This is a genomic window from Hyphomonas sp. (assembly GCF_965284475.1).
GTDB lineage: Bacteria > Pseudomonadota > Alphaproteobacteria > Caulobacterales > Hyphomonadaceae > Hyphomonas.
The window spans coordinates 2,937,891-2,962,434 of record NZ_OZ260087.1; the positions used below are offsets into that span (position 1 = coordinate 2,937,891).

General features: G+C 56.9%; 19 protein-coding genes and 1 pseudogene. 15 read left to right on the top strand and 5 right to left on the bottom strand.

Annotated features, from left to right (window positions below):
- Positions 1-11 precede the first annotated feature (11 nt).
- The gene (locus ACQ66M_RS14255; RefSeq protein WP_430404640.1) at positions 12-1,763 is read right to left on the bottom strand and encodes a fatty acyl-AMP ligase; all 1,752 of its coding nucleotides are present in this window, start codon (positions 1,761-1,763) and stop codon (positions 12-14) included.
- Between the two features lie 252 nt (positions 1,764-2,015).
- On the bottom strand, positions 2,016-3,374 hold the full coding sequence (locus ACQ66M_RS14260) for a lipopolysaccharide biosynthesis protein (RefSeq protein WP_430404642.1): 1,359 nt from the start codon (positions 3,372-3,374) through the stop codon (positions 2,016-2,018).
- A gap of 11 nt (positions 3,375-3,385) precedes the next feature.
- Here ACQ66M_RS14260 and ACQ66M_RS14265 point away from each other — a divergent pair, with 11 nt between their 5' ends.
- Positions 3,386-3,712 (top strand): hypothetical protein, encoded by a 327-nt coding sequence (locus tag ACQ66M_RS14265; RefSeq protein WP_430404644.1) that lies wholly within the window; start codon positions 3,386-3,388, stop codon positions 3,710-3,712.
- Here the strand turns inward: ACQ66M_RS14265 and ACQ66M_RS14270 are convergent.
- Positions 3,687-4,262, bottom strand: coding sequence for a TetR family transcriptional regulator (locus ACQ66M_RS14270; RefSeq protein WP_430404646.1), 576 nt, complete (start codon positions 4,260-4,262; stop codon positions 3,687-3,689). The two genes, ACQ66M_RS14265 and ACQ66M_RS14270, sit on opposite strands and share 26 nt — an antisense overlap.
- Positions 4,263-4,342: 80 nt before the next feature.
- Between ACQ66M_RS14270 and ACQ66M_RS14275 the strand changes: the two genes are divergently transcribed.
- Genes ACQ66M_RS14275 through ACQ66M_RS14285 form a run of 3 tightly spaced genes read left to right on the top strand, consistent with a single transcriptional unit; the run spans position 4,343 to position 6,905 of the window.
- On the top strand, positions 4,343-4,990 hold the full coding sequence (locus ACQ66M_RS14275; RefSeq protein ID WP_430404648.1) for a GNAT family N-acetyltransferase: 648 nt from the start codon (positions 4,343-4,345) through the stop codon (positions 4,988-4,990).
- Positions 4,987-5,970, top strand: coding sequence for a hypothetical protein (locus tag ACQ66M_RS14280; RefSeq protein ID WP_430404650.1), 984 nt, complete (start codon positions 4,987-4,989; stop codon positions 5,968-5,970). The genes ACQ66M_RS14275 and ACQ66M_RS14280 overlap by 4 nt, the downstream gene beginning before the upstream one ends.
- Complete coding sequence (locus ACQ66M_RS14285; protein WP_430404652.1) at positions 5,967-6,905, top strand: NAD(P)-dependent alcohol dehydrogenase; 939 nt, start codon at positions 5,967-5,969, stop codon at positions 6,903-6,905. Before ACQ66M_RS14280 ends, ACQ66M_RS14285 begins: the two co-directional genes overlap by 4 nt.
- 145 nt (positions 6,906-7,050) lie before the next feature.
- On the opposite strand, the pseudogene ACQ66M_RS14290 reads toward ACQ66M_RS14285, so the two are convergent.
- Positions 7,051-7,725 (bottom strand): annotated as a pseudogene (locus tag ACQ66M_RS14290) (IS6 family transposase); the annotation flags it as partial.
- A 231-nt stretch (positions 7,726-7,956) separates the two neighbouring features.
- On the opposite strand from ACQ66M_RS14290, the gene ACQ66M_RS14295 reads away from it, so the two are divergent.
- The 9 genes from ACQ66M_RS14295 to ACQ66M_RS14335 all read left to right on the top strand — a co-directional run bounded on the left by ACQ66M_RS14295 (position 7,957) and on the right by ACQ66M_RS14335 (position 19,087).
- A complete protein-coding gene (locus ACQ66M_RS14295; RefSeq protein ID WP_430404654.1) occupies positions 7,957-9,273 on the top strand; it encodes a M10 family metallopeptidase C-terminal domain-containing protein in 1,317 nt (438 codons plus the stop codon).
- 122 nt (positions 9,274-9,395) lie between these two features.
- Positions 9,396-10,880, top strand: a complete 1,485-nt coding sequence (locus ACQ66M_RS14300; RefSeq protein ID WP_430404656.1) for a carboxylesterase/lipase family protein — start codon at positions 9,396-9,398, stop codon at positions 10,878-10,880.
- Positions 10,881-10,898: 18 nt separating this feature from the next.
- Positions 10,899-11,663, top strand: coding sequence for an SDR family NAD(P)-dependent oxidoreductase (locus tag ACQ66M_RS14305; RefSeq protein WP_430404658.1), 765 nt, complete (start codon positions 10,899-10,901; stop codon positions 11,661-11,663).
- Position 11,664: 1 nt separating this feature from the next.
- Positions 11,665-12,564 carry an ROK family protein gene (locus ACQ66M_RS14310; RefSeq protein ID WP_430404660.1) on the top strand — a complete coding sequence of 300 codons (900 nt, stop codon included), beginning with the start codon at positions 11,665-11,667 and terminating at the stop codon, positions 12,562-12,564.
- 111 nt (positions 12,565-12,675) lie between these two features.
- The gene (locus ACQ66M_RS14315; RefSeq protein WP_430404662.1) at positions 12,676-14,784 is read left to right on the top strand and encodes a TonB-dependent receptor; all 2,109 of its coding nucleotides are present in this window, start codon (positions 12,676-12,678) and stop codon (positions 14,782-14,784) included.
- Positions 14,785-14,786: 2 nt separating this feature from the next.
- Entirely contained in the window at positions 14,787-16,190 is a 1,404-nt protein-coding gene (locus ACQ66M_RS14320) for an FAD-binding oxidoreductase (protein WP_430404664.1), read from the top strand.
- Positions 16,191-16,215: 25 nt separating this feature from the next.
- Entirely contained in the window at positions 16,216-17,523 is a 1,308-nt protein-coding gene (locus ACQ66M_RS14325) for an MFS transporter (protein WP_430405179.1), read from the top strand.
- Positions 17,524-17,579: 56 nt separating this feature from the next.
- Complete coding sequence (locus ACQ66M_RS14330) at positions 17,580-18,377, top strand: helix-turn-helix domain-containing protein (protein WP_430404666.1); 798 nt, start codon at positions 17,580-17,582, stop codon at positions 18,375-18,377.
- Positions 18,374-19,087 carry a FadR/GntR family transcriptional regulator gene (locus ACQ66M_RS14335; protein ID WP_430404668.1) on the top strand — a complete coding sequence of 238 codons (714 nt, stop codon included), beginning with the start codon at positions 18,374-18,376 and terminating at the stop codon, positions 19,085-19,087. The genes ACQ66M_RS14330 and ACQ66M_RS14335 overlap by 4 nt, the downstream gene beginning before the upstream one ends.
- A 147-nt stretch (positions 19,088-19,234) precedes the next feature.
- Here ACQ66M_RS14335 and ACQ66M_RS14340 read toward each other — a convergent pair whose 3' ends face one another.
- A complete protein-coding gene (locus tag ACQ66M_RS14340) occupies positions 19,235-19,720 on the bottom strand; it encodes an Lrp/AsnC family transcriptional regulator (RefSeq protein ID WP_430404670.1) in 486 nt (161 codons plus the stop codon).
- Positions 19,721-19,900: 180 nt separating this feature from the next.
- Between ACQ66M_RS14340 and ACQ66M_RS14345 the strand changes: the two genes are divergently transcribed.
- Both ACQ66M_RS14345 and ACQ66M_RS14350 read left to right on the top strand, forming a co-directional pair.
- Entirely contained in the window at positions 19,901-23,380 is a 3,480-nt protein-coding gene (locus tag ACQ66M_RS14345) for an indolepyruvate ferredoxin oxidoreductase family protein (RefSeq protein ID WP_430404671.1), read from the top strand.
- On the top strand, positions 23,380-24,537 hold the full coding sequence (locus tag ACQ66M_RS14350; protein WP_430405181.1) for an acyl-CoA dehydrogenase family protein: 1,158 nt from the start codon (positions 23,380-23,382) through the stop codon (positions 24,535-24,537). Before ACQ66M_RS14345 ends, ACQ66M_RS14350 begins: the two co-directional genes overlap by 1 nt.
- Positions 24,538-24,544 lie beyond the last annotated feature (7 nt).

The following is a 24,544-nucleotide window of genomic DNA, read 5'->3' on the forward strand; positions in this document are numbered from 1 at the left end:
GCGATAGCTGGTCAGGCCCCGCTTATGCCCGCAACGGCCGGCAGGGCGCTCTGACCATCCCTTTGCTCGACAAAATCACCGGCCAGGAAGCCGATGCGCGAGGCTGCCCGGCTCAGTTTTCCGGAACTGGTCATCGGCAAGGAGCGGATAGGGACGAGCTCGACAGACACCGGAGCACCTGTTGCCGCGCGGGCTGCAGCCGATATGTCGCGGCTGAGTTCAGTCCGAACGGCCTCGTCACGAGAGCGGCATTCGGCGAGCAGGAGGATATGAGTCGCGCCGGTTTCATCCTGAACCTCGAACGCGGCCGAGCGGGCGACATTCCGTCCGCCCGTTTCCTGCGCAACCCATTCAATATCCTGTGGCCAGATATTACGTCCATTCCAGAGGATCAGGTCCTTAGAGCGCCCGGTAATGACGATTTCACCTTCATTCCAGTAGCCGAGGTCGCCGGTTTCGAGCCAGCCATCCGCATTGGTAAGGGGCTGCAAGGGCTCATCAACGCGGAAATATCCTGCAGCGATGGACGGACCGCGAACAATGATACGGCCCACTTGCCGGTCACCCAGCGTCGCGCCGGCGTCACTCACGATCTGCAGGTCAAGCGAAGGCAGCGGACGCCCGCTGGAAACGAATGTCCGGGCGCTACCTTCGCGGGTGAGGTCGCACGCGGGCAGGGCGCGGCCGGAAGTCTGCATCCTTGCCAGGTCGATATCGTCCGTGCGTAAGCCCGCTTTGAGCGGGGCAAACGACACGGCCAGCGTGGCCTCTGCCAGTCCATAGCTTGAGACAAAGGCAGACGGGCTGAAGCCTGATGGCGCAAACGTCTGCATGAAGGCCGACAGCGCCTCGCTGCGCACCATGTCGCCGCCGATCCCTGCAGCCCGCCATGATGCCAGATCCAGCGTCTCGCCGCGATAACGGCGTGCGCAGAGCTCGTAGCCAAAGCTCGGACTGTAGGAGAGCGTGCCCCGGTTTTCGCTGATCAGTTTGAGCCACGTGCCGGGACGCCGGGCAAAATCCGTCGGGGACAGGAAATCGATCGACAACTGGGAATACATCGGGGCGATAAAGAAGCCGACCAGTCCCATGTCATGATAGAGCGGCAGCCAGGACACCGCCCGGTCGCCTGCAACCACCTGGAGGCCTTCCTGGATGATTGCGCGGCAGTTCGCCGAAACACTGGCCTGTGTTGCGACAATGCCCTTTGGCTCGCTCGTGCTGCCAGATGAAAACTGGATGTAGGACAGGTCGTCCGGGCCATGCGGCCTGGCGGCTGCGGTGCGGGCTGGAAGGTCGGAGCCGGACAGGTCAATGACGGGCACTGATGTTCCGGCAAGCGCCGAGGTGAGGATGTCACGAACGGAGACGGGCGCCATCACGGACGAAAGCCCGGCTTGCCGGACCATCTGTCCGACCTGCCATTCATATGTTTTACGTCCACCGAAGGCCGCCGGCAGGCCGAGCGGGGCAGGCACCATGCCAGCATACTGGCAGGCCATGAAGGCGGTCACGAAGTCAGCAGACGTTTCTGCGACAAGGCCGATACGGGATTCGCGCGGGAAGGCGGCCGCCAGCTGGCCAGCCATGACCGTTGCGTTCTGTCGCAGCTCGCCATAGGTGAGGCGAGCGGTCAGGCTTCCATCTGAAGAATAGAAATTGACGCCGGAATTGCCCTCGGCTGCATAATCGAGCGCTTCACATATTGTCTGGAATGTTCCCGTGCATAGCCCGATACCTGCCGTCGTTACGGTTGGCTCCAAAACGCACTACCCCCGAGTCTTTGACCAAAATTCTACTGAAGCGATATGAGCACGCTGTGTTGTCTATTGAAGTCACAATATTGACATGTATCGTCAAGCCAAACGACGCATATTAATGGGAAGTAGCGTCTTTTTTTGCCATATTTGTTACAGAATCGGCAAGATGCGGATGATTTCGCCTGTCTATGCGAACCGTCAAAATGAACCGGTCTCACTCAAAGCGTTGCGGTTTCAACCTATAGGTATTTCTGATCAGGAGGCGCGATCAGTCGTGTCCGGTACGACCGTGCGACTGGGCGGCGTGTCCACCGCACGCCTGAATGCCGCATAGAGGCAGGCCACCAGCATCACGGAGCTGCAGACGGTGGCCCAGGCCGCGCCAATCAGGCCGAAAGCCTGAACCATCCAGATCAGAAGCGCCACATATATCGCCGCGACGATCACTCTGACCATCAGGACCTGTCCTGGCCTGCCGAGCGCCACCAATGCCGGCTCGATGGCGACACCGCCAAGCTCGAATGCCGCTGCGAGCGTCAGGACAATCAGGACAGAATAAACAAAGAGATAGGCGTTTCCGCCCACCAGCTGCAGGGCAAACTGACCAAGCGCTGCGACGATGACCAGTGCGAGCATGCCCGCCAGGCCGGCTGCAACTGACGCACGTGAGACCACCCGCCTGATCTCTTCGGGCCCGGTCACGGCCAGTTTGGCGAGTTCGGGATAGACAGACCGGGCAAGTGCGAGGGTTGGCTTGTGCAGTGCGCCAGCCAGCTGTGTGGCAATCTTCAGGCCGCCTGCCGCAACGCTGTCCAGCGCCCAGCCGACCGCCAGTACAGGAAACTGCTTCCAGACGAGGCTAAGGGATGTCGTGATATTCGTCGCCCACGCGAATTTCCAGATGGCGGGATTTTCGTGCACAACCCCTCGGAGCCTTGGGCCTTTGTTTGCCGTGCGGCCGGTGCGGCGGCGACTGACTTCCCGCAGGCTGGCCCACCAGATCGCGGCAGTCGTCACCAGTTCGGCAAGGCTCCAGGCGACCAGGTACCCGAGGATCGACGCTCCGGTCATCCAGGCGACCAGCGCGCCTGCCAGGCGCATCGCGGGCAGTACCGTTTCAGCATAGGCTGCAAGGTCAAAGCGGTCGAACAGGCGCAGGATACCGGTTGGTGTACCACGCAGTCCGAACAGGAGAGAGAGGCTGAACAGCATTGCCAGCGTCTGCTCGCTATCAGACCAGCCAAACTGCGCGCCTACAAGGTAAACGCCCGCCACGCCGAGCACTGCCCCTGCAAGGGCTGCCCCCAGGTCGAGAAGGGCCGTGAAGCGCATGACCCGTGCCAGCTTGTCGTGGTCTCCTGCGGCCTCATGCACAGCACCATAGCGGACAAGCGTCTGCCAGGACTGGAACTGGGCCAGGTTTGATATGGCCTGGCCGTAGGACAGGATGAGCGCAAATACGCCAAACTGTTCTGCGCCCAGACTGCGGGCAGCCAGCGCCAGGTAGACCAGGCTGAATATGCCACCGACGCCTTTGCCAGCCAGAAGCCAGCCAGCATTGCGAATGGCGCGCTTGACGGGCCCCTCACCTTGCCTGCTGGCTCTGATCGTCAATGTGTTTCCCCTTGATCATGGCCGCTAACCGCCACGGACGCTTGTTGTATCGTACGGATAGTGAACCGCACGCCAGCAACGGCAGACCTGATTTATTTATGCCGATTTGGCAAGCGCTGGGCATCCTTGAACGTTTTTACAAACTGGATGAGTTCCTCGGCAGTCAGACAGGAGACGATGCAGTGACAGCCCAGGATGCGAATGATTTCCTGCGCGGCCTCTGCCGGAGTGACTTTGACCACAGTCGATTGAACGAGTGGTGGGATTTGCGGCACGATTATTCAAATGCCGGCGGGCTTCACCGCGCGGCGCTTAGCTTTCCAGCACACCCAGCATGATCCGGGTAAGCGCCGCGACAGCGGCCTTGCGACCGATATGCCCGGCAACCGCTTCTTGCGCCAGTGCGTCAGCCGCGCCAATCAGGCCCAGCATCATACCCCTTCCATCCTTTGACGAAAAAGCCTTGTACGGAGTCAGGGCGTTGTAAAAAAGATCCGTGTACGATTCTCGCAATTCGAAGCCGAACTCATCCTTCGTTCCTGTCGCGGCGAGCGCTGCCGCTATGGACGCAAACTCGGAGCCGCTCTCGAGTGCGCAATCAACATATGCCGCTGCGAGGATAGGGACGGCGGAATCCAGACTGTCAGCACGATGTTCCAAGTCTGCCAGAGTGGCATCAATCCGGTGCGCATCAAAATGGCGATAGAGAGCCTTCAGCAATCCGGTGCGGGTCTCGAAGTGTTCATAGGCGATAGGTTTGGTCACGCCAGCGCACTCAGCAACACGGGCAAGCGTCAGCGCATCGGCGCCCTCGGCCCGCACAATCCCGGCGGCGGCTTCGAGTAACTGTGTCCGGCGTTGATCGCGCGGCAAACGTCTCCCAGACATGATTTCCCGTTGACTCCATACTTACTATAAGTAACTTACGAATCGTAACTTACTTTAGGTAACAATGTTTGGAGATGTACATGCCAATTGCCACAGTGCAAACGGAAACCTTGAGTGAAGGTGAGGCGAAGCGGTTTGCGCCGCTCATTGCGCAGCTTGTACGCGCCACCGGACCGGTCAGTTACGATTACCAATTTGGCACCAATGGCCTTCTGGAACGGCTTGTTGCGGCGTCATGGGCCCGTCCCGAAACGCTGTTTTGCGCCGCCTGCACCACCGCCGTCATCGAAGACGGAGACTTGCTGGGAATTGAACTCGGCTTCGCAGGCCCGAACTTCTACACATTCAAGGCAAATCTTGCGGCGATGGCACCGGAACTGATGGCTCGGGGAGAGGCGAGCTATGATGAACTGGCGGGGTTGATGGTGCGGGCCGGAAAGGCCAGTTACCTCAACGCCCATGTCCCCGATGATGTGTATTACCTGCATGCCCTGGCCGCCCTCCCGCAACACAGAGGAAAGGGCCTCGGCAAAGCCTTGCTGCAAGCCGCAATGGTGCGGGCGCGGGCGCAGGGGTTCCGGGAACTGCAACTGGACGTTCTCTCCGACAATCCAGCCGTGAGCTTCTATCAGGCGATGGGCCTTTCCATCCTTGCAGAACTCCGGTCGCCCGAATTGTCGAGGGACCACGGCTTCCCGTCTGAATACCGCATGTCGGTGTCGCTTTGAGGGCCCGCATTCTGATCGCCGGCGGCTGGGGCCTTATCGGCTCAAGCATCGCAACAGTCCTGCGCGAAGCAGGGCACGATCTGGACATCGTGCTGGCCGGCCGCAGTCCCGATTCCGGCAAAGCCCTGGCCACCAGGCTCGGCGCCAGCCTGGTACGACTAGATGTTGCCGATCCCGCCGAAGGGCTCGCGGCGGCAGGCCCTGTGGATCTGGTCATCGCGGCTCTGCAGGATCCGGACGATACCCTTCTGGCTGCCGCGCTCCGTTCTGGTGCAGGTCATATCGGCATCACCCGCACTGTGGACAACATGGCGTCCAGCGCCATCACGGCCGCCGCCTGCGCCCGGCGGCCCGCAATGATGCTGGGCCATTGGCAGGCAGGCGCGCTGACACTTGCAGCTTTGTCTGCCGCGCGCAGCTTCGACACCGTCGACCGTGTCGAGATGGCCGCGCTCTATGACTATGCCGACCCGATAGGTCCCATGACGGAAGCGGATGCCACAGGCTTCGTGGGCGAGGCCCTGATCCGACAAAATGGCCGCTGGCGGGATGTCCACGCGCCGGATGCCGCAAGGTCGGTTTCGCGGGCGAACCAGGCGCCGTTCGATGCCATGCCTATGGGCGTGCTGGATACGCCGGCACTGGTCGCCATGACCGGCGCGACGGATGTCCGCTTCGATCTCGGGTCCGGCGACTCCCTCGGAACGACAGCCGGACGTGCGGCCTCGCACGATCTCTACATCGACATTACAGGTAGCAAGGCGGGCGGTGCCTCCACCCATCGCCGCACCCTCGTCACCGATCCACTTGGACAGGCTCACCTGACCGCGCTCGGCGTACTGATCGGCGCAGAGCGTATGCTCGGACTGGACGGTGATCCGCCGCCTGAAGGGTTGGTTTTCCCGGAATCCGCCATCGACCCGGACAGGGCTGTCGCCCGCCTTCGGGCCTTAGGCGTCAGAATCGAGTCCCTGTCATGATGCGCGCCCTTGCTGTCGATCCTGACACGCAATCCTCGCGCATCGTCGGTCTGCCGGTCCCCGAAGTGAAGCCGGGACAAATCCTGGTTGAGGTGAAAGTCGCCGGGATCAATGAGATGGATGTTGAAGTCAGGGCAGGAGGCTGGGGCGGGCAGGTAAAGCGCTTCCGGCGCGACGGACCTGTGCTCACGGGTTTCGAATTCGCCGGTGTCGCCCGAACATCCGGGAAGCGCATTCGCGCCGGCCAGCGGGTCATGGGATACGCTCCCGTGCTGAACGGCCCGCGGGTGCATGCGCAGTTTGCCGCCGTGCCGGAAAGCGGCATCCTCGCAATCCCGGATTCCCTGAACGATGAATCCGCCGCGGCCCTGTGCGTCATGGGCCTGACGGCAGTGGAGGTCTTGGAACGCCTCTGCCCTGTCGCCCCCGCGCAGTCCTGCCTCGTAATCGGTGCCGCCGGCGGGTTCGGCGCCTACGCCGTTCAGCTCGCCGCCAGCCGGGACGTCAACGTGACCGCAGTCGCCTCGGCAGCCAATGAAAGCTGGGTGCGCGCACAGGGCGCTCACCAATTCAGGCCTTATGAAACAAGCCCCGCACTGTCACCGGGCGACGCCTACGACCTCATCATCGACACACCGGCGCGCCTGTCGTTCAGCTCAGCGGCACCATTTCTCAGTCGCTCGGGCATGTATGTGTCCAGTAATCCTACTTCCGATCCAGCCGGTCTGGTCCGATCCTGGTTTTCATCCCGCCGCGCCGCCTTCCTGATGATGCTGAAGACCTCTCCCTCGCGTCTCGCGCGTCTCGTCGAACTGACGGAAGAAGGCGCCCTTCGCGCCGCAATCGACAGCATCTTCAACATTGCTGAAGCAGACGCAGCATTCGACCGCTTTGCAACGCGCGGGAAACAGGGCCGCGTGCTGCTGAGGATATAATCCGCAAGATAAGCGCGCCCGTCCGCGAAGCGTTTCAAAGTCTCATTGGCGCAGCCTTGTTCCGGCTCTTTGCAAGGCGGTGCCAGGCTAATTCGAACCAGTCGCCGTTACTCGCGCGCAGGCAGGTGTCAGGCGACGAAAAGCGAAGCGCGGCGTCTCGTTTCTGTTTGAACCATATTCTGAAGTTGATGTGACTTTCGAAGTTGAAGTGATTGTGCACTGATGAATGGATTGAAACGAACTTCTGCAGACTTCGCATGCGCCGGAAGCGGGACATGGCTCGCGCCCGTCTTCGGAATGGTAAGTGAGAATTCTTGGCTCGATTGTTGAGATGCTGGCCAGTCTCCTGGCGGCCTTCGTTTCCGATCACCATCATCGCCGCCCGGTAAGAAGGGCATCTGTCCGTGACGACTACTCGTGGATTACCGTATCGCTTCATTGCTTTCTTGAGGAATTTCAACGCAGCAGCCTTATCCCGCTTCTTCGTGACATAGGATTCCAGAACTTCGCCTTCATGGTCGACGGCGCGCCAGAGATAATGGCGCTCGCCCCGGATTTTGACGAACACCTCATCCAGACGCCACTGCCATTGCGGGCTGCGCCGCATGGATTTCGAGCGCCGTTTCATGATCTTATGTGCGAAGTACGTGCCGAACCGCTCGACCCAGAGACGGACACTTTCGTGGCAGACATCGATGCCACGTTCGTGGAGCAAGTCCTCTACGTTGCGAAGTGACAAGGGGAATCTGACATACATCAGCACGCCAAGCTGGATGATCTCGGGCGAGGTTTTGAAGTAGCGGAACGGGGTCGTGGCCATTTTCCGAGGCTAAACGCTAGGATTGGTCACCTCAAGTCCGGTTTCGCTGACAACACCGTTTCACTGCCTGCGCGCTAATATTTCTCTGGAGCGGCGCTGAATAGAAGCGAAGCACACTCTTATTGCCGATTGGCATACTAGATCAGCTAACACCGTCATTTGGTTTCGCAGGGTTCGATATAGACTTGCTCGCAATAAGCACAATCAATGTGCGATCGAGGGAGAAATCAAGTGAACCGTCCAATCGCTTTTGGTGTTGCACTGTCAATTGCTGCGCTCGGACTCGGCTGTACAGCCGGGGCACAGGGCAACATCACTGCAACAGAAGAGCCAATCGTTCTTTTTGATTCCGTGTCGCTTACCGAGACAGTCTACTTCGGCGCGTGTTGGCAAATACTCGACCAGGATCCAACCACGTCAGCAATCAAGTTGGCTGGCGGCTATGCGAATGCAATCGTTGAGAGAACGGCGGAAGGCGACTTTTTCGCCGGTATTGTCGAAAAGCGAACACCGTTGGGGCAGGTTACCGATGTCGTGCTCGCTTTCGCAGGCGCTCAGGGTGCTGATGCTGTTCAAGGCGAAGCAATATTACTTGGACTGCCGCTGGACGAGGCCAACCGTGCTTCCGAACTCTATCAGGAGATGCTGGATGAGCCAGCGTATAGTAGCGCAAGGTTTCACGTCACGGGTCACTCGCTCGGCGCCGGGTATGCACAGTATATCCTGGCTTATGGGCTGGCCACTCAGGGCGCAGCCTATACCGATGCGCACACCGACTTCGTGGCGTTCGGCGCACCAAACTGGGGTGTTTCGGCGGCCGCGCATTTCGGCCTCGATCCTGCGGTCATGGAAGGACGTTTCACAGACTTCACCGCGGCCAATGATCCGGTGCTTATCAATGGCCTCCTGCGAGTGGGCACGACATACTATCTTCCATCATTTGATGAATTCGGAGGGCTTAGCGGCCTGCCGCGAAACGCATTTGCGTCGCATTGGCCGACAACTTACGCGGGCGGCATCGGACTGCCAGATTGGCTATCACAGGCCGAAAAAATTAGCGTCCTGTCTGCTATGGATGCGCAGTCAGGGACTGGTCCCGCGTATAGCGCAAACTATGGTCCACCAGGATTGTTGGATCTGTTTGCTGACGGTAGCGATGGCGCGGATGCGATTATGGGCATGGCAGGCAATGACACATTGCGAGGCGGAAACGGTGCCGACCTTCTCATAGGCGGCGCCGGCGCGGATTTGTTCCGGTTTGACAAAAGTGACACGCCAATCGGCGGCGAGGACTCGATCACTGATTTCTCAAGCTTGCAAGGCGACCGGATTGACCTGTCCAGGATTGATGCCAAGCCGGCAACACCCTGGGATGACGCGTTCACGTTCATTGACCAGAGTGCTTTCAGCGCTGCGGGACAATTGCGTTACGAGTGCGATATTGGGCAAACGACTATTGAAGGAAATACCGATTCAGATCCTCAAGCAGAATTTTCACTGCGCCTCACCTCGTGCGAATGGATGACGGCCGATGATTTTATCCTGTGAGCCAGCAGAAATGCAGTCATTCCTCCTTGCAAGCGGCAACGCAAAGAAGCCGATCAGCATAGCGGTCTTTCTCGCGATTTGTTTGGTAACCCTTAGAGTCGGACGTCAAGGAAAACAGATGAATGCGTACAGTTGAACTGCAAACCGCTCTCGGCCGCCTGCGGGGAATTGCTGATAATCAGGTTCAGTCCTTTCTTGGTGTCCCGTACGCCAAGCCCCCCGTTCAGGAACGGCGTTTCGCTGCACCGCAGCCGATCGAGCCATGGAGCGATGTTCGAGATGCGACAGTCCCGGGGCCCAATGCGCCCCACCGTCTCAATGATTTCTCCGGTCTCGACACTGTGCCGCTTGTGGGAGAAGGCTGGATCAAGGGCGATGACTATCTGACCTTGAACATCTGGCGACCGGCGGCTGAATCTTCGGGTTTTCCCGTCATGGTTTTTATTCATGGAGGAGGCTTCGTCGTCGGCAGCAAGGACGCGCCGGTGCAGAATGGGCGGGGATTTGCCCGTGATGGCGTTATCTGTGTCTCGATCAACTACCGTCTCGGCGTTGAGGGGTTCCTTCCAATCCCAGGCGTGCCAACCAATCTCGGTCTTAGGGATCAGATATGCGCACTGGAATGGGTCCGGGAATATATCGCGGACTATGGTGGCGATCCCTCGAACATCACGGTGTTTGGCGAGTCAGCAGGTGCTATGTCCGTGGCAAATCTGATTACCTCACCCATGGCGAAAGACCTGTTCCAACGAGCGATTGTCCAGAGTGGTCATGGTGCCATGACCCGAGATATCGACGTCGCGCAAAGGCTCGTCAGGAAGGTCGCCAAATTCCTGAATGTCCCTGCGACAAAAGCTGGCTTCGAGACGGCGTCGATCGAGGCGTGTCTCGATGCCGTCCAAAAAGTTTCGCAGCCGACAACCTTGCTTGATCTGCGTAATAGGGATGGCCGCGATCCGGTCTTCGGTATCAGCCGCTTCGTACCCGTCCACGGGGATGACGTGCTCCCGCAACAGCCACTAGAGGCGCTCAAACAGGGGGTCGGCGCTGACATCGACGTGCTTATCGGGACCAATGCCGAAGAGATGAATTTGTACCTTGTGCCGACAGGCATGCGCGACAAGGTCGGCGGTTTGCTCGCTACCTATGTTCTGAGCAAGTCCCTACCCAAGGCGCGAGAAGTGCTCAAGGCATATGGTCTGAAATCGAAAGACAAGAAGGCCGGCCAGGCTTTGGTTGATGCCATGACGGACCTCGTGTTTCGCTGGCCTGCGCGGCGCTTTGCTGAAGAACATCGCGGTCGTACACATCTTTACGAATTCGGTTGGCGATCACCGGCTTTCCGGAATCAGCTTGGAGCCAGCCACGGTATGGAACTGCCATTTGTGTTCGACACATTGGCAATCACGACCGGCCCCAAAGGTATGACCGGTGAGAAGCCGCCCCAGGATCTCGCTCAGCGTGTACACGGCATATGGGTGGATTTTGCGAAGAACGGCACATTGCCATGGGATGAATTCAGTCGCGTTGGTCGCCAAGTCTATCAGCTTGAAATCGGTGAAGCGGTTGAAGAACCTGCTATGCCTGCGGCTGATTTCTTGCCCTAAAGCCAGGGAAGGCACGAGATGAGTTATTTGCAACGGTTGCGTTTGGATGGCCGAGTTGCCCTCATCACGGGAGGCGCTTCGGGAATTGGTTATTCGTGCGCTGAGGCGCTCGCTGAAATGGGGGCCAGAATTGTGATCGCCGATCTTTCGCGCGATTCCTTGGATGTGGCCGTTGCAAAGCTGGGTGGTGAAGCACGCGGTGTGGTGATGGACGTTACCGATTCAGCGCGTGTCACCGAAGTGGCGGATCAACTGGCAAAAGAAGGCGGGGCTGACATTCTCGTCAACAATGCCGGAATTGCGAGAAGCGAAACACCAGCCGAAACAGTTGCCGATGAGCACTGGCTCAATGTCATCGACGTCAATCTGAACGGAACGTTCTGGTGTGCGCGCGCTTTTGGGCGGCATATGCTGTCCGCCGGCAAGGGGAGTATCGTCAATGTCGGCTCGATGAGCGGTTTCATCGTCAATCGTCCTCAAGGACAAAGCTATTACAATGCTTCCAAGGCGGCCGTGCACCAGCTGACGAAGTCACTGGCTGCCGAATGGGCCCCGCGCGGCGTACGGGTCAATGCCGTGGCGCCGACCTATATCCGTACACCGCTCAATGAATTCGCTGACAAGGAAGGCGCCATGTACAAGCGCTGGATTGATTCAACGCCCATGGCACGCCTGGGTGAACCCGAAGAGGTTGCCTCGGTCGTCGCCTTTCTTGCGTCTGATGCTGCAAGCCTGATGACAGGAAGTATCGTTTTGGCGGACGGCGGATATACGTGCTGGTAAGATGAACGCATTGCTTGCAGGTGTTGAGATTGGCGGCACTAAGTGTGTTTGTACACTTGCGACATGTCCTGACGATATTCAGGCGCAGATCCACGTGCCAACGACATCACCTGAACGAACGCTGGGCAATATCGCAACAGTGCTGGATCAATGGCGGTTGAAGTACGGGTTTTTGGCGTTGGGGATTGCGAGTTTTGGTCCGCTCGAGCTGGATACGAAGTCGCCGGCGCTTGGCACTCTCGTGAGAACGCCTAAAGTCTCTTGGTCGGGAGCTAATCTTACCTCACTTGCCGGACATGAGCCTTTTGCAATTCAAACGGATGTCAATGCAGCGGCGATTGCCGAGGGTCGCTGGGGTGCCGCTAGAGGACTGGCGAGCTGGGCCTATATCACTGTTGGGACCGGAGTAGGGGTGGGCTCGGTTGTGGCCGGCCAGCCGCTGACAGGGCTTGGTCATTCCGAAGCCGGTCATTTGCGCATACCTGGCGTCGATACCATTTTTGGTGCCTGTCCCTATCATGGCGATTGCGTAGAAGGGCAGGCGAGCGGTCCGGCGCTGGAGGCCGGGTCTGGAATTCCGGGGCCCGATATACCACCAGATCATCCAGTATTAGAACGCGCAGCCAAGGCACTCGCTTATCTCTGTCACAACCTCGTCTATACAAGCCTTCCCCAACGCATCCTTATTGGCGGCGGCGTGATCTTGGACAGACCAATTCTGTTGACTCGAATTCAGGAGCACCTTGTTCGGTCCCTGTCTGATTATGGCGCAGGCCATGAAATCGCTGAAAACATGCTGGACTATCTCGTCATGCCGCAACTCGGGAAGCAGGCTGGGCCAATGGGATCAATATGCCTTGCAGCGGAGGCGCTGGACCGTTCGGTCAATCCTGCGTGCTGATCTGCAAAGTGCCAACGGCATTTCGACCTTTCGGATAGGTCGGATTCTCCTCTATACCAGTCTCAACAGCGGTCAGCCAAAGTGCGGCCAAGTCCTTTGAGGGAGGAAATCATGTTTAAAGTAATGCTTGCGTCTGGCGTGGCGCTTTCCGGATTGATGCAGATGACGGCGATCGCTCAGGAAACGGGCGGCGAAGACGCTGTGGCTACTATGCAGACCGTAACGGTTACAGCTCGCCAGCGTGAGGAATCGCTAAAAGACGTTCCAATCGCGGTCACCGCGCTTTCCGGTGATCAGTTGAAGGATCAGCAGGTCGTTCAGGTCAAGGACATCGCGGCTTACTCGCCAGGCCTGAACATCAACTCGGACAGCGCAGGCCGGGCCCTGGTTTCAATGCGCGGGATCGGGACAACGCTAATTGATTCGGTCCAACCTGGTGTCGGCATCTTTATCGATGGCATCTATCAGCCCAACACGACCTATCTTAACACACCACTGGTGGATGTGGAGCGTATTGAAGTCCTGCGCGGACCGCAGGGGACGCTGTTTGGTAACAACACGTTGGGTGGGGCCATCAATGTGATATCGAAACAACCTTCGAACGAGTTCGAGGGGCGCATTGATGGGGCCTATGCCGGACCGGACGACTATCAGTCGGTGTCGGGCCGCGTCAGCGGACCGATCATCGAGGATATGCTCCAGTTCCGTCTCGGCGGGGCCTATCACAGCCACAATGGATTCCAGGAAAACAGTCTGATCGGCGGCGACCGCAACCCACTCGACCAGAAATCGGTGAGCGGAGGTCTGCGCTTTCTTCCCAACAGCTGGGCGACGTTCAATCTAAATGCTAACTATGATGAAGTGGCGGGCGGCAATACCCCATATGCCTGGGTCAGCGGTACCAATGACTTCACGCTCGATGCACCAACCAATCTGCCAAGCTATGTTACGATCGAGTACACGGGCATAAACCTGAAGGGCGAGTTTGACGCCGATAGCATCAATTCGAAAATCACGACGATCGCCGCGTTCAACAAGGCTGAATCGACGACCCCGCCGAACGATGGCGACTACGGTCCGGTTGATTTCCTGCGCAGTCAGGGCACGCGAGACATCGAGACATACAATGGTGAGATTAGATTCGATACGCAGTGGTCTGATAATATATCAACACTGATTGGCGTGTTCGCGAACAGTTCCCAGACTGATGCAACTTCTCTGACGACGATTGTCCCGCTGGGTATCAGCGCACCAGCCGCCGTATCGACAGAAACCGAATCCCGAGCGATTTTTGGTACGCTCTTCTGGGCGCTTGACCCGACACTCGATCTTGCCATCGGCCTCCGTTACGACCAGCAGGAACTCGATGTGTCGACGGCAACAACAGCCCAGACCTACGAGGCCGAGGAAGTTCAGCCCCGAGTCACTCTGACCAAGCGCTGGTCGGAAGACCTGATGACCTATGGCTCGATCGCGCGCGGCTTCCGCGGTGGTGGCCAGAACGGTCCGGGCGCACCAAATCTTATCTATGAAGGCGACAGCGTCTGGACTTATGAGCTCGGCGCGAAATTTGTAGCTCTGAACAACAGGCTGTCTCTCGATACGGCTATCTTCTTCAACGACTATAGCGATTTCATCGGTCCGAACGCACTTGCGCCGAGCACTACCGGTGTTGGGTTTGTCGCAATCAATCTGAACGCTGGGGATGTGGAAACCTATGGGTTTGAGGCGGAAGGCACCTATCAGATCACCGATAACTGGAATATTCGGGGCAACGTGACCCTTCTCAATGCCCGCGTCACTGACAGTAGCCAGTTCGAAGCGACAACGAGCTTCCCCTATCCGGGCGACCGGATACTGCTGGTGCCTGACTGGACCTTCAATCTCGGCACGAATTACCGCTGGGATCTCGGCGCAGTTGACTCGCTCGTCTTCGACGCTGCAGTTGTGGGCAAGAGTGACCGGACTGGCGCAACTTTCGACGCGACCGACGTGGCGATCATGCCGGAATACTATCTTGCCAACGCCTCACTTGCCTGGCGGCATGACAACGTTGAGATCGCTCTGTTTGCGACCAACCTCTTCGATGAGGAGTACCAGGAAGTCTTCATTGACAGTTCTGTGCTCAGCGCCGCCGGTTTCCCTCCTGGGCTTGCCAGCGATGTGTCGATCCAAGGCAATCGCCAACGGGTCGGTATTCGCGCCAGTGTGGACTTCTAATTGTGTCCCACCCTGTCACGACGGCTGAACGGAAACCGCTGCCGGAAAGTGTTGTGGCGGGATTGCAGAGGCTGGTTGGCGCGCGCTGTGAGCTTGGTGAATCCGTGCGCCGCCAGCACGGCGAAAGTGAAACCCACTTTGCGTCTGTGTTGCCGGATGCCGTCGTATTTCCTGAGACCACCGAAGAAGTGGCCGAACTGGTCAAATACTGCGTAGCTCAAGACGTACCGATTATTCCGTTTGGGGCTGGCACGTCTGTTGAGGGAAACACCATACCGATACATGGCGGTGTTACATTCGACCTTTCAAAGATGGACAGGGTCATCGAAGTCAACTCGAGCGACTTCGACTGTACCGTAGAAGCCGGTGTGCGAAGAGAGCAGCTCAACGAGCATTTGCGCGATCAGGGACTGTTCTTCCCGATCGATCCAGGCGCAAATGCGACAATCGGTGGTATGGCGTCCACCCGAGCATCAGGCACCAATGCTGTTCGATACGGTACAATGCGAGAAGCAATCCTTTCACTGAAAGTCGTCACGCCCGAAGGCAAAATAGTCCGAACCAGCCGGCGAGCCAGAAAGTCTGCAGCGGGCTATGATCTAACGAGGCTGATGATTGGTGCCGAGGGGACGCTCGGAATCATCACTGAAATTACGCTCCGTCTGCATGGCATACCCGAAACAGTATCCTCAGCGGTATGCAGTTTTGAAACGCTGATTGGTGCCGTGGATACAGTCGTAGAGTCTATCCAGATGGGCGTCCCGTTGGCCCGTGTCGAAATCCTCGATGATGCACAGATGCGTGCTGTAAACCAGCGCTCCAGCCTGAACTATCCTGAAAAGACAACCTTGTTTTTCGAGTTTCATGGAACGGAGGCTGGCGTCGCCGAGCAGGTATCAATTGTGAGTGATCTCGCCGGAGCCAATGGCGGAGGAGAGTTCCAGTGGTCCAATCGTCCAGAGGACCGAGCAAAGCTTTGGAAAGCCCGCCACGAAGCCTACTACGCCGCGGTGAATGTGCGTCCGGGTGCAATTGGTTGGGCGACGGATGTTTGCGTGCCGATAGGTCGTCTCGCTGAATGTATCGGTGAAACAAAGAAGGATCTTGAAACCTGCAGCGTGCCGGCATGCATCCTTGGGCATGTCGGTGATGGCAATTTCCATGTGATCTTTTCCATTGATCCGGATGCCTCTGATGAGATGGCGGAGGTTGAAATTGTCAACGGACGCCTCATCGAACGCGCATTGGCCATGGACGGGACTTGTACGGGAGAACATGGCATCGGTATCGGAAAGCAGGAGTGGCTGGTGCGTGAACTCGGAGACGCGGTCGAAATGATGCGGACGATCAAGCGTGCGCTTGACCCAAAGAACCTGTTCAATCCTGGTAAGATCTTCGAGCTTTGAACATCATCACGGAGCGCGTGCAACTATGACAGACTCAACGCACGAAGGGAAGGTTGAGGACGCCCAGACGTATTCAGGCGGCCTCCTTGCAACGGTCCTGCTGGCGATATCGATTGCAAGCGCCGCCGCCATGCAGGGAGCATTCAGCACAGTGCAGGAGGCTGCAAAGGTCGATCTCGGCCTATCGGATTTTGACCTCAGTCTGGTGCAAGGATTGGCGATTGCTATTCCAATTGCGCTCTTATCGGTTCCGCTTGGACTTATGGTCGACCGTGCACACCGGATGCGGCTCATGATCGTGATGTCGTTGCTCTGGACGATCGGCACCCTGGCGACAGCTTTCGCGCCCAGTATGCCACTCCTGTTTCTTGCGCGAATGGTGACCGGTCTCGGGTCGACCTGCGCTGTGATTGCCGCAATCTCAATCGCGGCTGATCTGTGCAGGCCTTCCCAGCGCGGACGAGCCATGATGATCCTGACACTGGGTAAGAATGCCGGCGGCGCGGCTGCGTTCGCGCTGGGCGGCTGGCTGTTTGGCGTTTTCCTAGCAAGCGACATGTTTGGCATGCTGCCTTGGCGGAGCGTCCATGTGGCGCTTGCAATTCTGAGCGCTGTACTGACGCTCATGCTCCTTCTGGTACGAGAACCCCGGCGCCACGAAACGGTGGCTGGTACAGACGTCGCTTTTGTTTCTGTGATGAAGGTGCTGTGGAGCCGAAAGGCATTTCTTTTACCGCTGTTCGCAGGCCAGATCAGCGTGACCATGGCTGATGCGGCCGCCGCAATCTGGGCGGCTCCGGTTCTGTCGCGCAACTTTGGGCTGGGGCCGGAGCAGTTCGCTGGCTGGATGGGGGGAGTCATGTTGCTTGCAGGAGTCGGCGGGGCTGTCATCGGCGGTCTCAGCGCGGACGCCGGGCATAAGAGCCGGATCCGGGGAGGAATCCTGCTCGGCGCTGTCATCGCATCCGGGATCGCCTTGCCCGCAGCGATATTTCCGATCCTGCCGTCCACGCTTGGGTTCGGCATAGCGCTGACGATCCTCCTGCTCGGAGGAACAGTAACCGGGCTGGTTACGGCGACAGCTATCTCTGTTTTGCTTCCCAATGAAGTGCGCGGTTTGTGTCTCGGGCTGTTCATTGCCGTGGCTGGGGTGATCGCTTTCGGCATCGCGCCATCTCTTGTGACAGGGGTAAGCGCATTGATGGGCGGAGATCACAAATTGGCACCCGCTCTGGCCATTGTCGGCACCGTGGTCAGCGCCCTGTCTTTTCTGACTTTTCTTCTTGCGATGCGCAACGCGCCAAAGCCCATAGCAGAGCCACCTATCAGATAGGTATTGCGCCGACCTATCCGATAGGTGTAGTTTCTGCCAAACTGCGGAGGAATCACATGTGGGAGAACCCGACAGCCGATTGCATGGATGCCATCGATGTATCACCGGAACTGGTGACATTTGTTGGAGCGGGCCGTTTGCCAACCGATCCCTGGCCGAATGAGCCTGTTGCGCTTCTGTTCCGATTTGGAAATGACCGCATCGCTTCGACAGTCGAGTACCATTCCCAGCCCGACACGAAATCGCTCAATGTAGGCGCAGGCGAGCACCGACTCATCCTGGTCGCGACCCGCGAAGCTTGCGAGCGAATACTGGGTCGCGCCATACCACTCGATGAAGGCGGCAGCTATTTTCTTCCCAGTGCCTTGCGAACAATTGCTCTGACAATCAGGGACTCCCACCTGCCAGCCGCAGCCCGCTTGCCGTACTGTCTGGCAAAAAGCATTGAGCTGTTATGTGACTTGCTTGGCGTTATTCGCGACGATCATCTGGTCCCGGCAACTGGCTTCGACCTGTCAGAAATAGACAGTCAGCGCCTCTATGCTGCACGACGTTTGATTGATGAGAGCTGGTCGGAAAAACTGACCCTTGATTCAATCGCTCGCGCATGCGGTCTCAACCGAAACAAGCTGACCAGCGGTTTTAAGAAGATGTTCGATTGTACCGTCACCGATGCCATCACCGAGCAGCGACTGCGTGCGGCGAGGCAGATGCTTTTGTCGACAGAACTGCCGGTGTCTTCCATAGGTTACAAATGCGGGTATTTAAACAATGCCAGCTTTGCCCGGGCCTTTTCCCGCCATGTTGGTGTGGCACCGACGCAATATCGCGCGATGGAAGGAGTCGTTGCTTGAATCTCGCCAATGCACCTGCTGCTGACCGCGGCTCACTCGTTCAACACGCCATAAGCGCGATCCGACGTTACATTCAGGACAACGCGATGCGGGTCGGCGATTCACTGCCCGGCGAAGGATACTTTGCTGACAAGCTATCCGTGAGCCGTGCTGTGATCCGAGAAGCCTTCGGGGCGCTTGCCGCTCTCAGCGTACTTGACGTCGCCAATGGCCGACGGGCGAGAGTCGGCGCGATGGATGGCTCGGTGTTTGGCTCTTCGCTCAATCATGGCGTCGCAACATCGCAGATTACGGTGGCCGATGTATGGGATGTTCGCCAGACCGTAGAGTTGCGAACAGCAGAGCTTGCGGCGTTGAAGCGTACCGACGCGCAGGCGGCGAGCATCATGGAGCATGCACGCGCGATGCGGGACTCCGCCCATGATTTTGATGTCATGACCCAATACGACATCGCCTTTCACGAAGCGATTGCGGAAGCGACAGGCAATGCGTTTTTCAGCCAGATGGTGAATTCCTTTGCCCCACTTATGGAGGTCGCCGTGCCGAGAGCGTGGAAAACGCGGACAACGCCCGCGCAAAAGGATATCATGATATTCCGGCACCTGGCGCTCGCTGAAGCGATCATGAATGGTGATGCGGAGGCAGCCGTTGCCGCCATGAAAGCGCATTTCGACACCTCCGTTGGCGATATCCTTCGCAGCGAGACCTGACCGTCCCAACGCTCGTCACCCGATTTCAAAGCGTCTGGTGCTGTGACTTCTTTTTTCTGGATAACCGGGTGCAGAGCAAAGCATCGACTTGATGCTGATGGCAACACTGTGTGCTGAGGAGAGAGTCCGTTTCGTGCCCCGTCGCGTCTATTCAATTGCCAGGTGGTCGAGTGGAAGTTCGGTTTTGTATCGAATTTGATTCAGGGCAAAGCTGCTTTTGATATGACTAATATGTTCGACATCAGTGAGTTTAACCAGAAACTGGTTAAATGCTTGCAAGCTTGGCGTAACGACACGTAGCAAATAGTCGAAATCACCCGTCATGAGATACATTTCCATAATTTCTGGCCAGGCCCCCACAATGGCTTCGAATTGGTGCAGTTTTTCGCGTTTCTGTCGACTTAGCGTGATTTGAATGAAAATTGTCATCGGCAGACCTACCGCCTCCTGAGAGACGAGCGTCACTCTGCCGCGGAAAAATCCGGCCTCTTCCAGCAATTTTACGCGCCGTGAACAGGGTGTCGCAGAAAGCGCAACCTTATCTGCGAGTTCGAGATTTGAAATGCTTCCATCTTGCTGAAGTACTCTGAGGATTTTCAGATCTGTCGCGTCCAGCTTCAGTGATTTCAACATGATGCTCCCTATCTTTCCTGATTGGTGAAGACTGCATATTAGAGAAAAAGTATTTAAAATGGACCATATGTAGAGAACAACTCTAATCCAAAGCAACATATTGGAGAGATTTGGTATGACTGACTATGGGGGGGTGGTCTACAAATATTTCAGTTGAAACACTGCATTAGGCAACTGAAGATGACCCAAATCGACACTGATTATGAACTGAAAGACCGTTATGAACGCACTGAGGGGCGGGTCTTTCTGACGGGAATCCAGGCTCTCGTTAAGCTGCCGATAATGCAACGCCAACTTGATCGCAGGAACGGCTTGAATACGTCCGGGCTGATCTCCGGCTATCGCGGTTCGCCGCTCGGCGGTTACGATCAGGAAATTTGGCGTAGCAAGAGACATCTGACAGCTCACGATGTCGATTTTGAACCCGCGATCAATGAGGATCTCGGCGCAACCATTTTATGGGGTGCCCAGCTCGTCGACTATTATCGCGAGGAGGCCACAAGAGATGGAGTCTTCACGTACTGGTATGGCAAGGCTCACGGTGTTGACCGCTCAGCGGACGTACTGAGGCAAGCCAACATTCAGGGAACGGCCAAACACGGTGGTGTTCTGGCTTTTGTCGGGGATGATCATAATGCTGAATCATCCATGTTCTCACACCAGACTGATCAAATTCTGGAGTCGGCGATCATGCCGGTTCTCTTTCCGTCGACCGTCGAAGAATTTCTTACCATGGGTCTGGCAGGCATGGCGATGTCCCGATTTTCTGGATTATGGTGTGGTCTAAAGACCATCACCGAAACTGTCGAAAGCGCCGCTTCCTTTGACATGCCCAGGCTGCCCGAATTTGTAAGACCAGACATTGTCGTGCCGCCACATGGCTTCAACTATGATCCCAATCTGAACTGGCCGGCTGAACGCCTGGAATATGAGCGAAGGATGATAGAAGAGCGTGTGCCGGCCGCTCATGCTTTTGCTTATGCGAACAAGATAGACCGGGTGGTCTTTGGCGCGCCGAGAAAGCGGTTCGGAATTGTCACGACAGGCAAGGCGCACGGTGACTTGATGCAGGCTCTTAGCATGGTCGGTCTGAGCGAAGATATGTTGGCTGAGATCGGGATCAGCATCTTCAAGGTGGGCATGAGCTGGCCATTAGAGCCCAAGGGTATTCGTGAGTTTGCAGAGGGTATGGAAAGCCTCTTTGTCGTTGAAGAAAAGCGTCCCCAGCTTGAGAAGCAGATCAAGGAACAGTTGTTCAACTGGCCAACCGAGAAGCGGCCGGAAATTGTCGGTAAGCGCGATAGGGAAGGCCGGGTCCTTCTTCCTGAGATCTGGGTGTTCACACCGGAAATTGTATCCAAAGCCTTGGGACGTTGGCTGAGCGGCACCAGTGTCGAGCAGCAAATTGCTGAAGCCGTTTCTTCACTTGCTGTGCCGAGCCGCAATAGAAGCGATAAACTGGTCACACGTGCCCCATATTTTTGTTCAGGCTGTCCGCACAACACGTCTACAAAAGTGCCAGATGGTAGCTCCGCAGGTGCTGGAATTGGCTGTCATATCATGGTCTTGGGGCAGGGTAGGAGATCTGAAACCTTCACGCATATGGGTGGCGAAGGCATGCACTGGGTTGGATTGAGGAGGTATTCCAAGAACAAGCACATGTTTCAGAACTTGGGCGATGGCACCTATCAGCATTCCGGTTCGCTTGCCATTCGTCAGGCCGTGGTGAGCGGCACAAACATCACGTACAAGATCCTGTTCAATGACGCGGTGGCTATGGTTGGCGGGCAGCCTGTTGAGGGAACTCCGTCACCAGGCGTCATTGCGCAGCAAATGTTTGCCGAGGGCGTCAAACGCGTAGCTCTGGTCAGTGACGATATCGACAAATATCGGGGGGACAAAACCGTCCCGGGCAAAACGGAACGCCATGACCGCGATGACCTTGATCTCGTACAGCGCAGCATGAGGGAAACCGAAGGCGTCACAGTTATCATTTACGAGCAGACCTGCGCCGCGGAAAAGCGCCGGCGTCGCAAAAAGCGGATTCTCGAAGACCCGCCGCGCCGCATGTTTATCAATGACCGCGTGTGCGAGGGTTGCGGCGATTGTTCTGTTCAATCCAACTGTATCTCTATTGAGCCAAAAGAAACCGAGTATGGACGCAAACGTCAGATCAATCAGTCGAGCTGCAACAAAGACTATTCCTGTGTGAAAGGGTTCTGCCCGAGCTTTGTCTCAGTGTTGGGTGGAGAAAACAGAAAACCTGATGTTTCTCATATTGCCTCACTTGAAGCCGAGCATTTTGAAGCGCTTCCCACGCCTCAACTTGACGTATTGGACAACGAATATTCGGTCCTGGTCGCGGGGATTGGTGGCATGGGCGTTCTTACGATCGGTGGCATCCTCTCAATGGCCGCCCATCTTGAGGGCAAGGGCGCCACGACCCTGGACTTTACGGGCCTTTCTCAAAAAAATGGCGCGGTCACGGCGCATGTGAAAATCGCGCCATCGCCAGCGGACATCAACGTACCTCGAATTTCTGATGGTATGGCCGACTTGCTGCTCGGCTGTGATATGATCGCTGCGGCGCCATCGATCGCCAAGATCGGACGTGGCCGTACCAAATCGGTGATCAATACCGAAAAAGTTCCCGTCGCAGCCTTCACTCGAAACAATGATATGTATTTTCCGGCAAAGGAAACGCTTTCTGAGTTCGTGATTGCGGGTCGAGAGGAAGATGCCAGCTTCCTGGATGCGACCGAATACGCGATGAAGCTGTTCGGTGATGCCATCGCCACCAACCTCTTCATGGTGGGGTATGCTTACCAGTGCGGTTTCATCCCACTGCATAAAGAAGCGATCCAGAGAGCGATTGAGCTGAATGGCGTTGCTGTGGAATTCAATAAGCGCGCCTTTCAATGGGGACGCGTCGGCGCGTATGATCTTTCGATCATCGATGAACTGACGAAGCGCCAGCCGATATCCAATGAGGACCAAAGGACTGAACGGTCTGTGTCTGAGCTGATTGATCATCTTGTCTGCGAGCTTATGGGTTTTCAAAACCAGGCCTATGCAGAGCGATTCCGATATGTCGTCGAGAATTTTCAAGGGCATGAAAGGTTCGGCGGAAGTGTGTATGGCAGGTTGACCCGCATTGTCGCGAAGAACCTTTTTAAACTTATGGCGTACAAGGATGAGTACGAAGTCGCCCGGCTTTATTCTGATCCAGTCTTCGAAACCAGCCTCGCAGCGCAATTCGAAGGTGACTACAAACTCAAATACCACCTCGCGCCGCCCTTGATTTCTCGCATGAACAAGGCGACGGGACGTCCGGACAAGATCGCCTTTGGCGGGTGGATGAAACACGGCTTTCGATTGCTTGCGAAGTTCAAGGGGTTGCGAGGAACGGCCTTTGATGTGTTCGGCTACACGCACGAGCGGCGCGAGGAGCGTCAGCTCATAGAGGAGTATATCGAACTGGTGGAAACTCTGGGGCCAATCCTGTCGTCAGATAAGACGTCGTCCATTCGAGCGCTTCTAAGCTTGCCAGACGAGGTTCGCGGCTATGGGTCAGTCAAAGAGGCCAATATTGCCAAAATGCGTGAGCGCAAGGCCGCGCTTCTGGCAGAACTTCATACGCCAGTCGCGGAGGTGGCATGATGCTCATTGGCCTGAATGAGGATCATATAATGGTTCAGGATACGGCGCGTAAATTCGCCGTTGATCAACTGGCGCCGATCGCGGCTGATTTGGACCAGGGCGCTTGCAAGAACGCGTTCCTGAGCAATCTCAAATCCATGGCCGACCTTGGCTTCATGGGGTTGAATGTGAGTAGTGATTATGGCGGCGCTGAATGCGGCGTTATCGCATTCAGTCTTGCCATTACTGAGGTCGCACGGGGCTGCGCGGCCAGCGCAGTCACTATGTCTGTTACCAATATGGTCGCGGAACTCATTCAAGCGATTGGGACCGAAGAGCAAAAGCGCGAGCATGTAACAAATATTTGCTCCGGTGAGTACTTGGCCGCTTCTTTCTGTTTGTCTGAGAGCGGTGCGGGTTCTGACCCAGCAGGTATGAAAACCAAAGCCATACAGCATGGGGATCACTGGATTTTGAATGGCAGCAAGATGTGGATTAGCAGCGCCGAATATGCAGGCGTTTTTGTTGTCTGGGCCGTGACAGATCCTGACCGTCCGAAGGGAAAAGGGATTACTTGCTTTCTTGTGCGCGCAGATGCCCCCGGCATCACCATCGGTAAGCCTGAACGCAAAATGGGGCAACGCGGATCAAGTACGGCGAGCGTGAGTTTTGATGATTGCCGTGTTCCAGAGTCCGCCATGCTCGGTCGTGTCAATGAAGGTTATCGAATTGCAACAACGGAGCTCGCGGGAGGGCGAATCGGAATCGCCTCACTAGCGCTCGGGCTCGGCGGAGCAGCTATGGATGTTGCGAGAAGCTACAGTCTCGAACGCAAGCAGTTTGGGCAGGCCATCTCCCGTTTTCAGGGTATCCAATGGATGCTCGCAGATCATTATACCGAGTTGGAAGCGGCTCGCTTGCTCGTTTTGAACGCCGCCTACCAGAAAGAAGAAGGGCGGCCTTTCGCAAAGGAGGCGTCGATGGCCAAACTTTACGCTTCCGAAGCGGCAAACCGGGCCTGTTACAGCGCGCTGCAGATCATGGGCGGAGTTGGTTACACTGAAGAGCTGCCTTTGGAGCGCTATGCCAGGGATGTGCGCGTTACATCCATCTACGAAGGCACCAGCGAAATACAAAGAATGATTATCGCGAGGGAGCTGTTGAGGGAGGTCGCCTAGCTCTAAT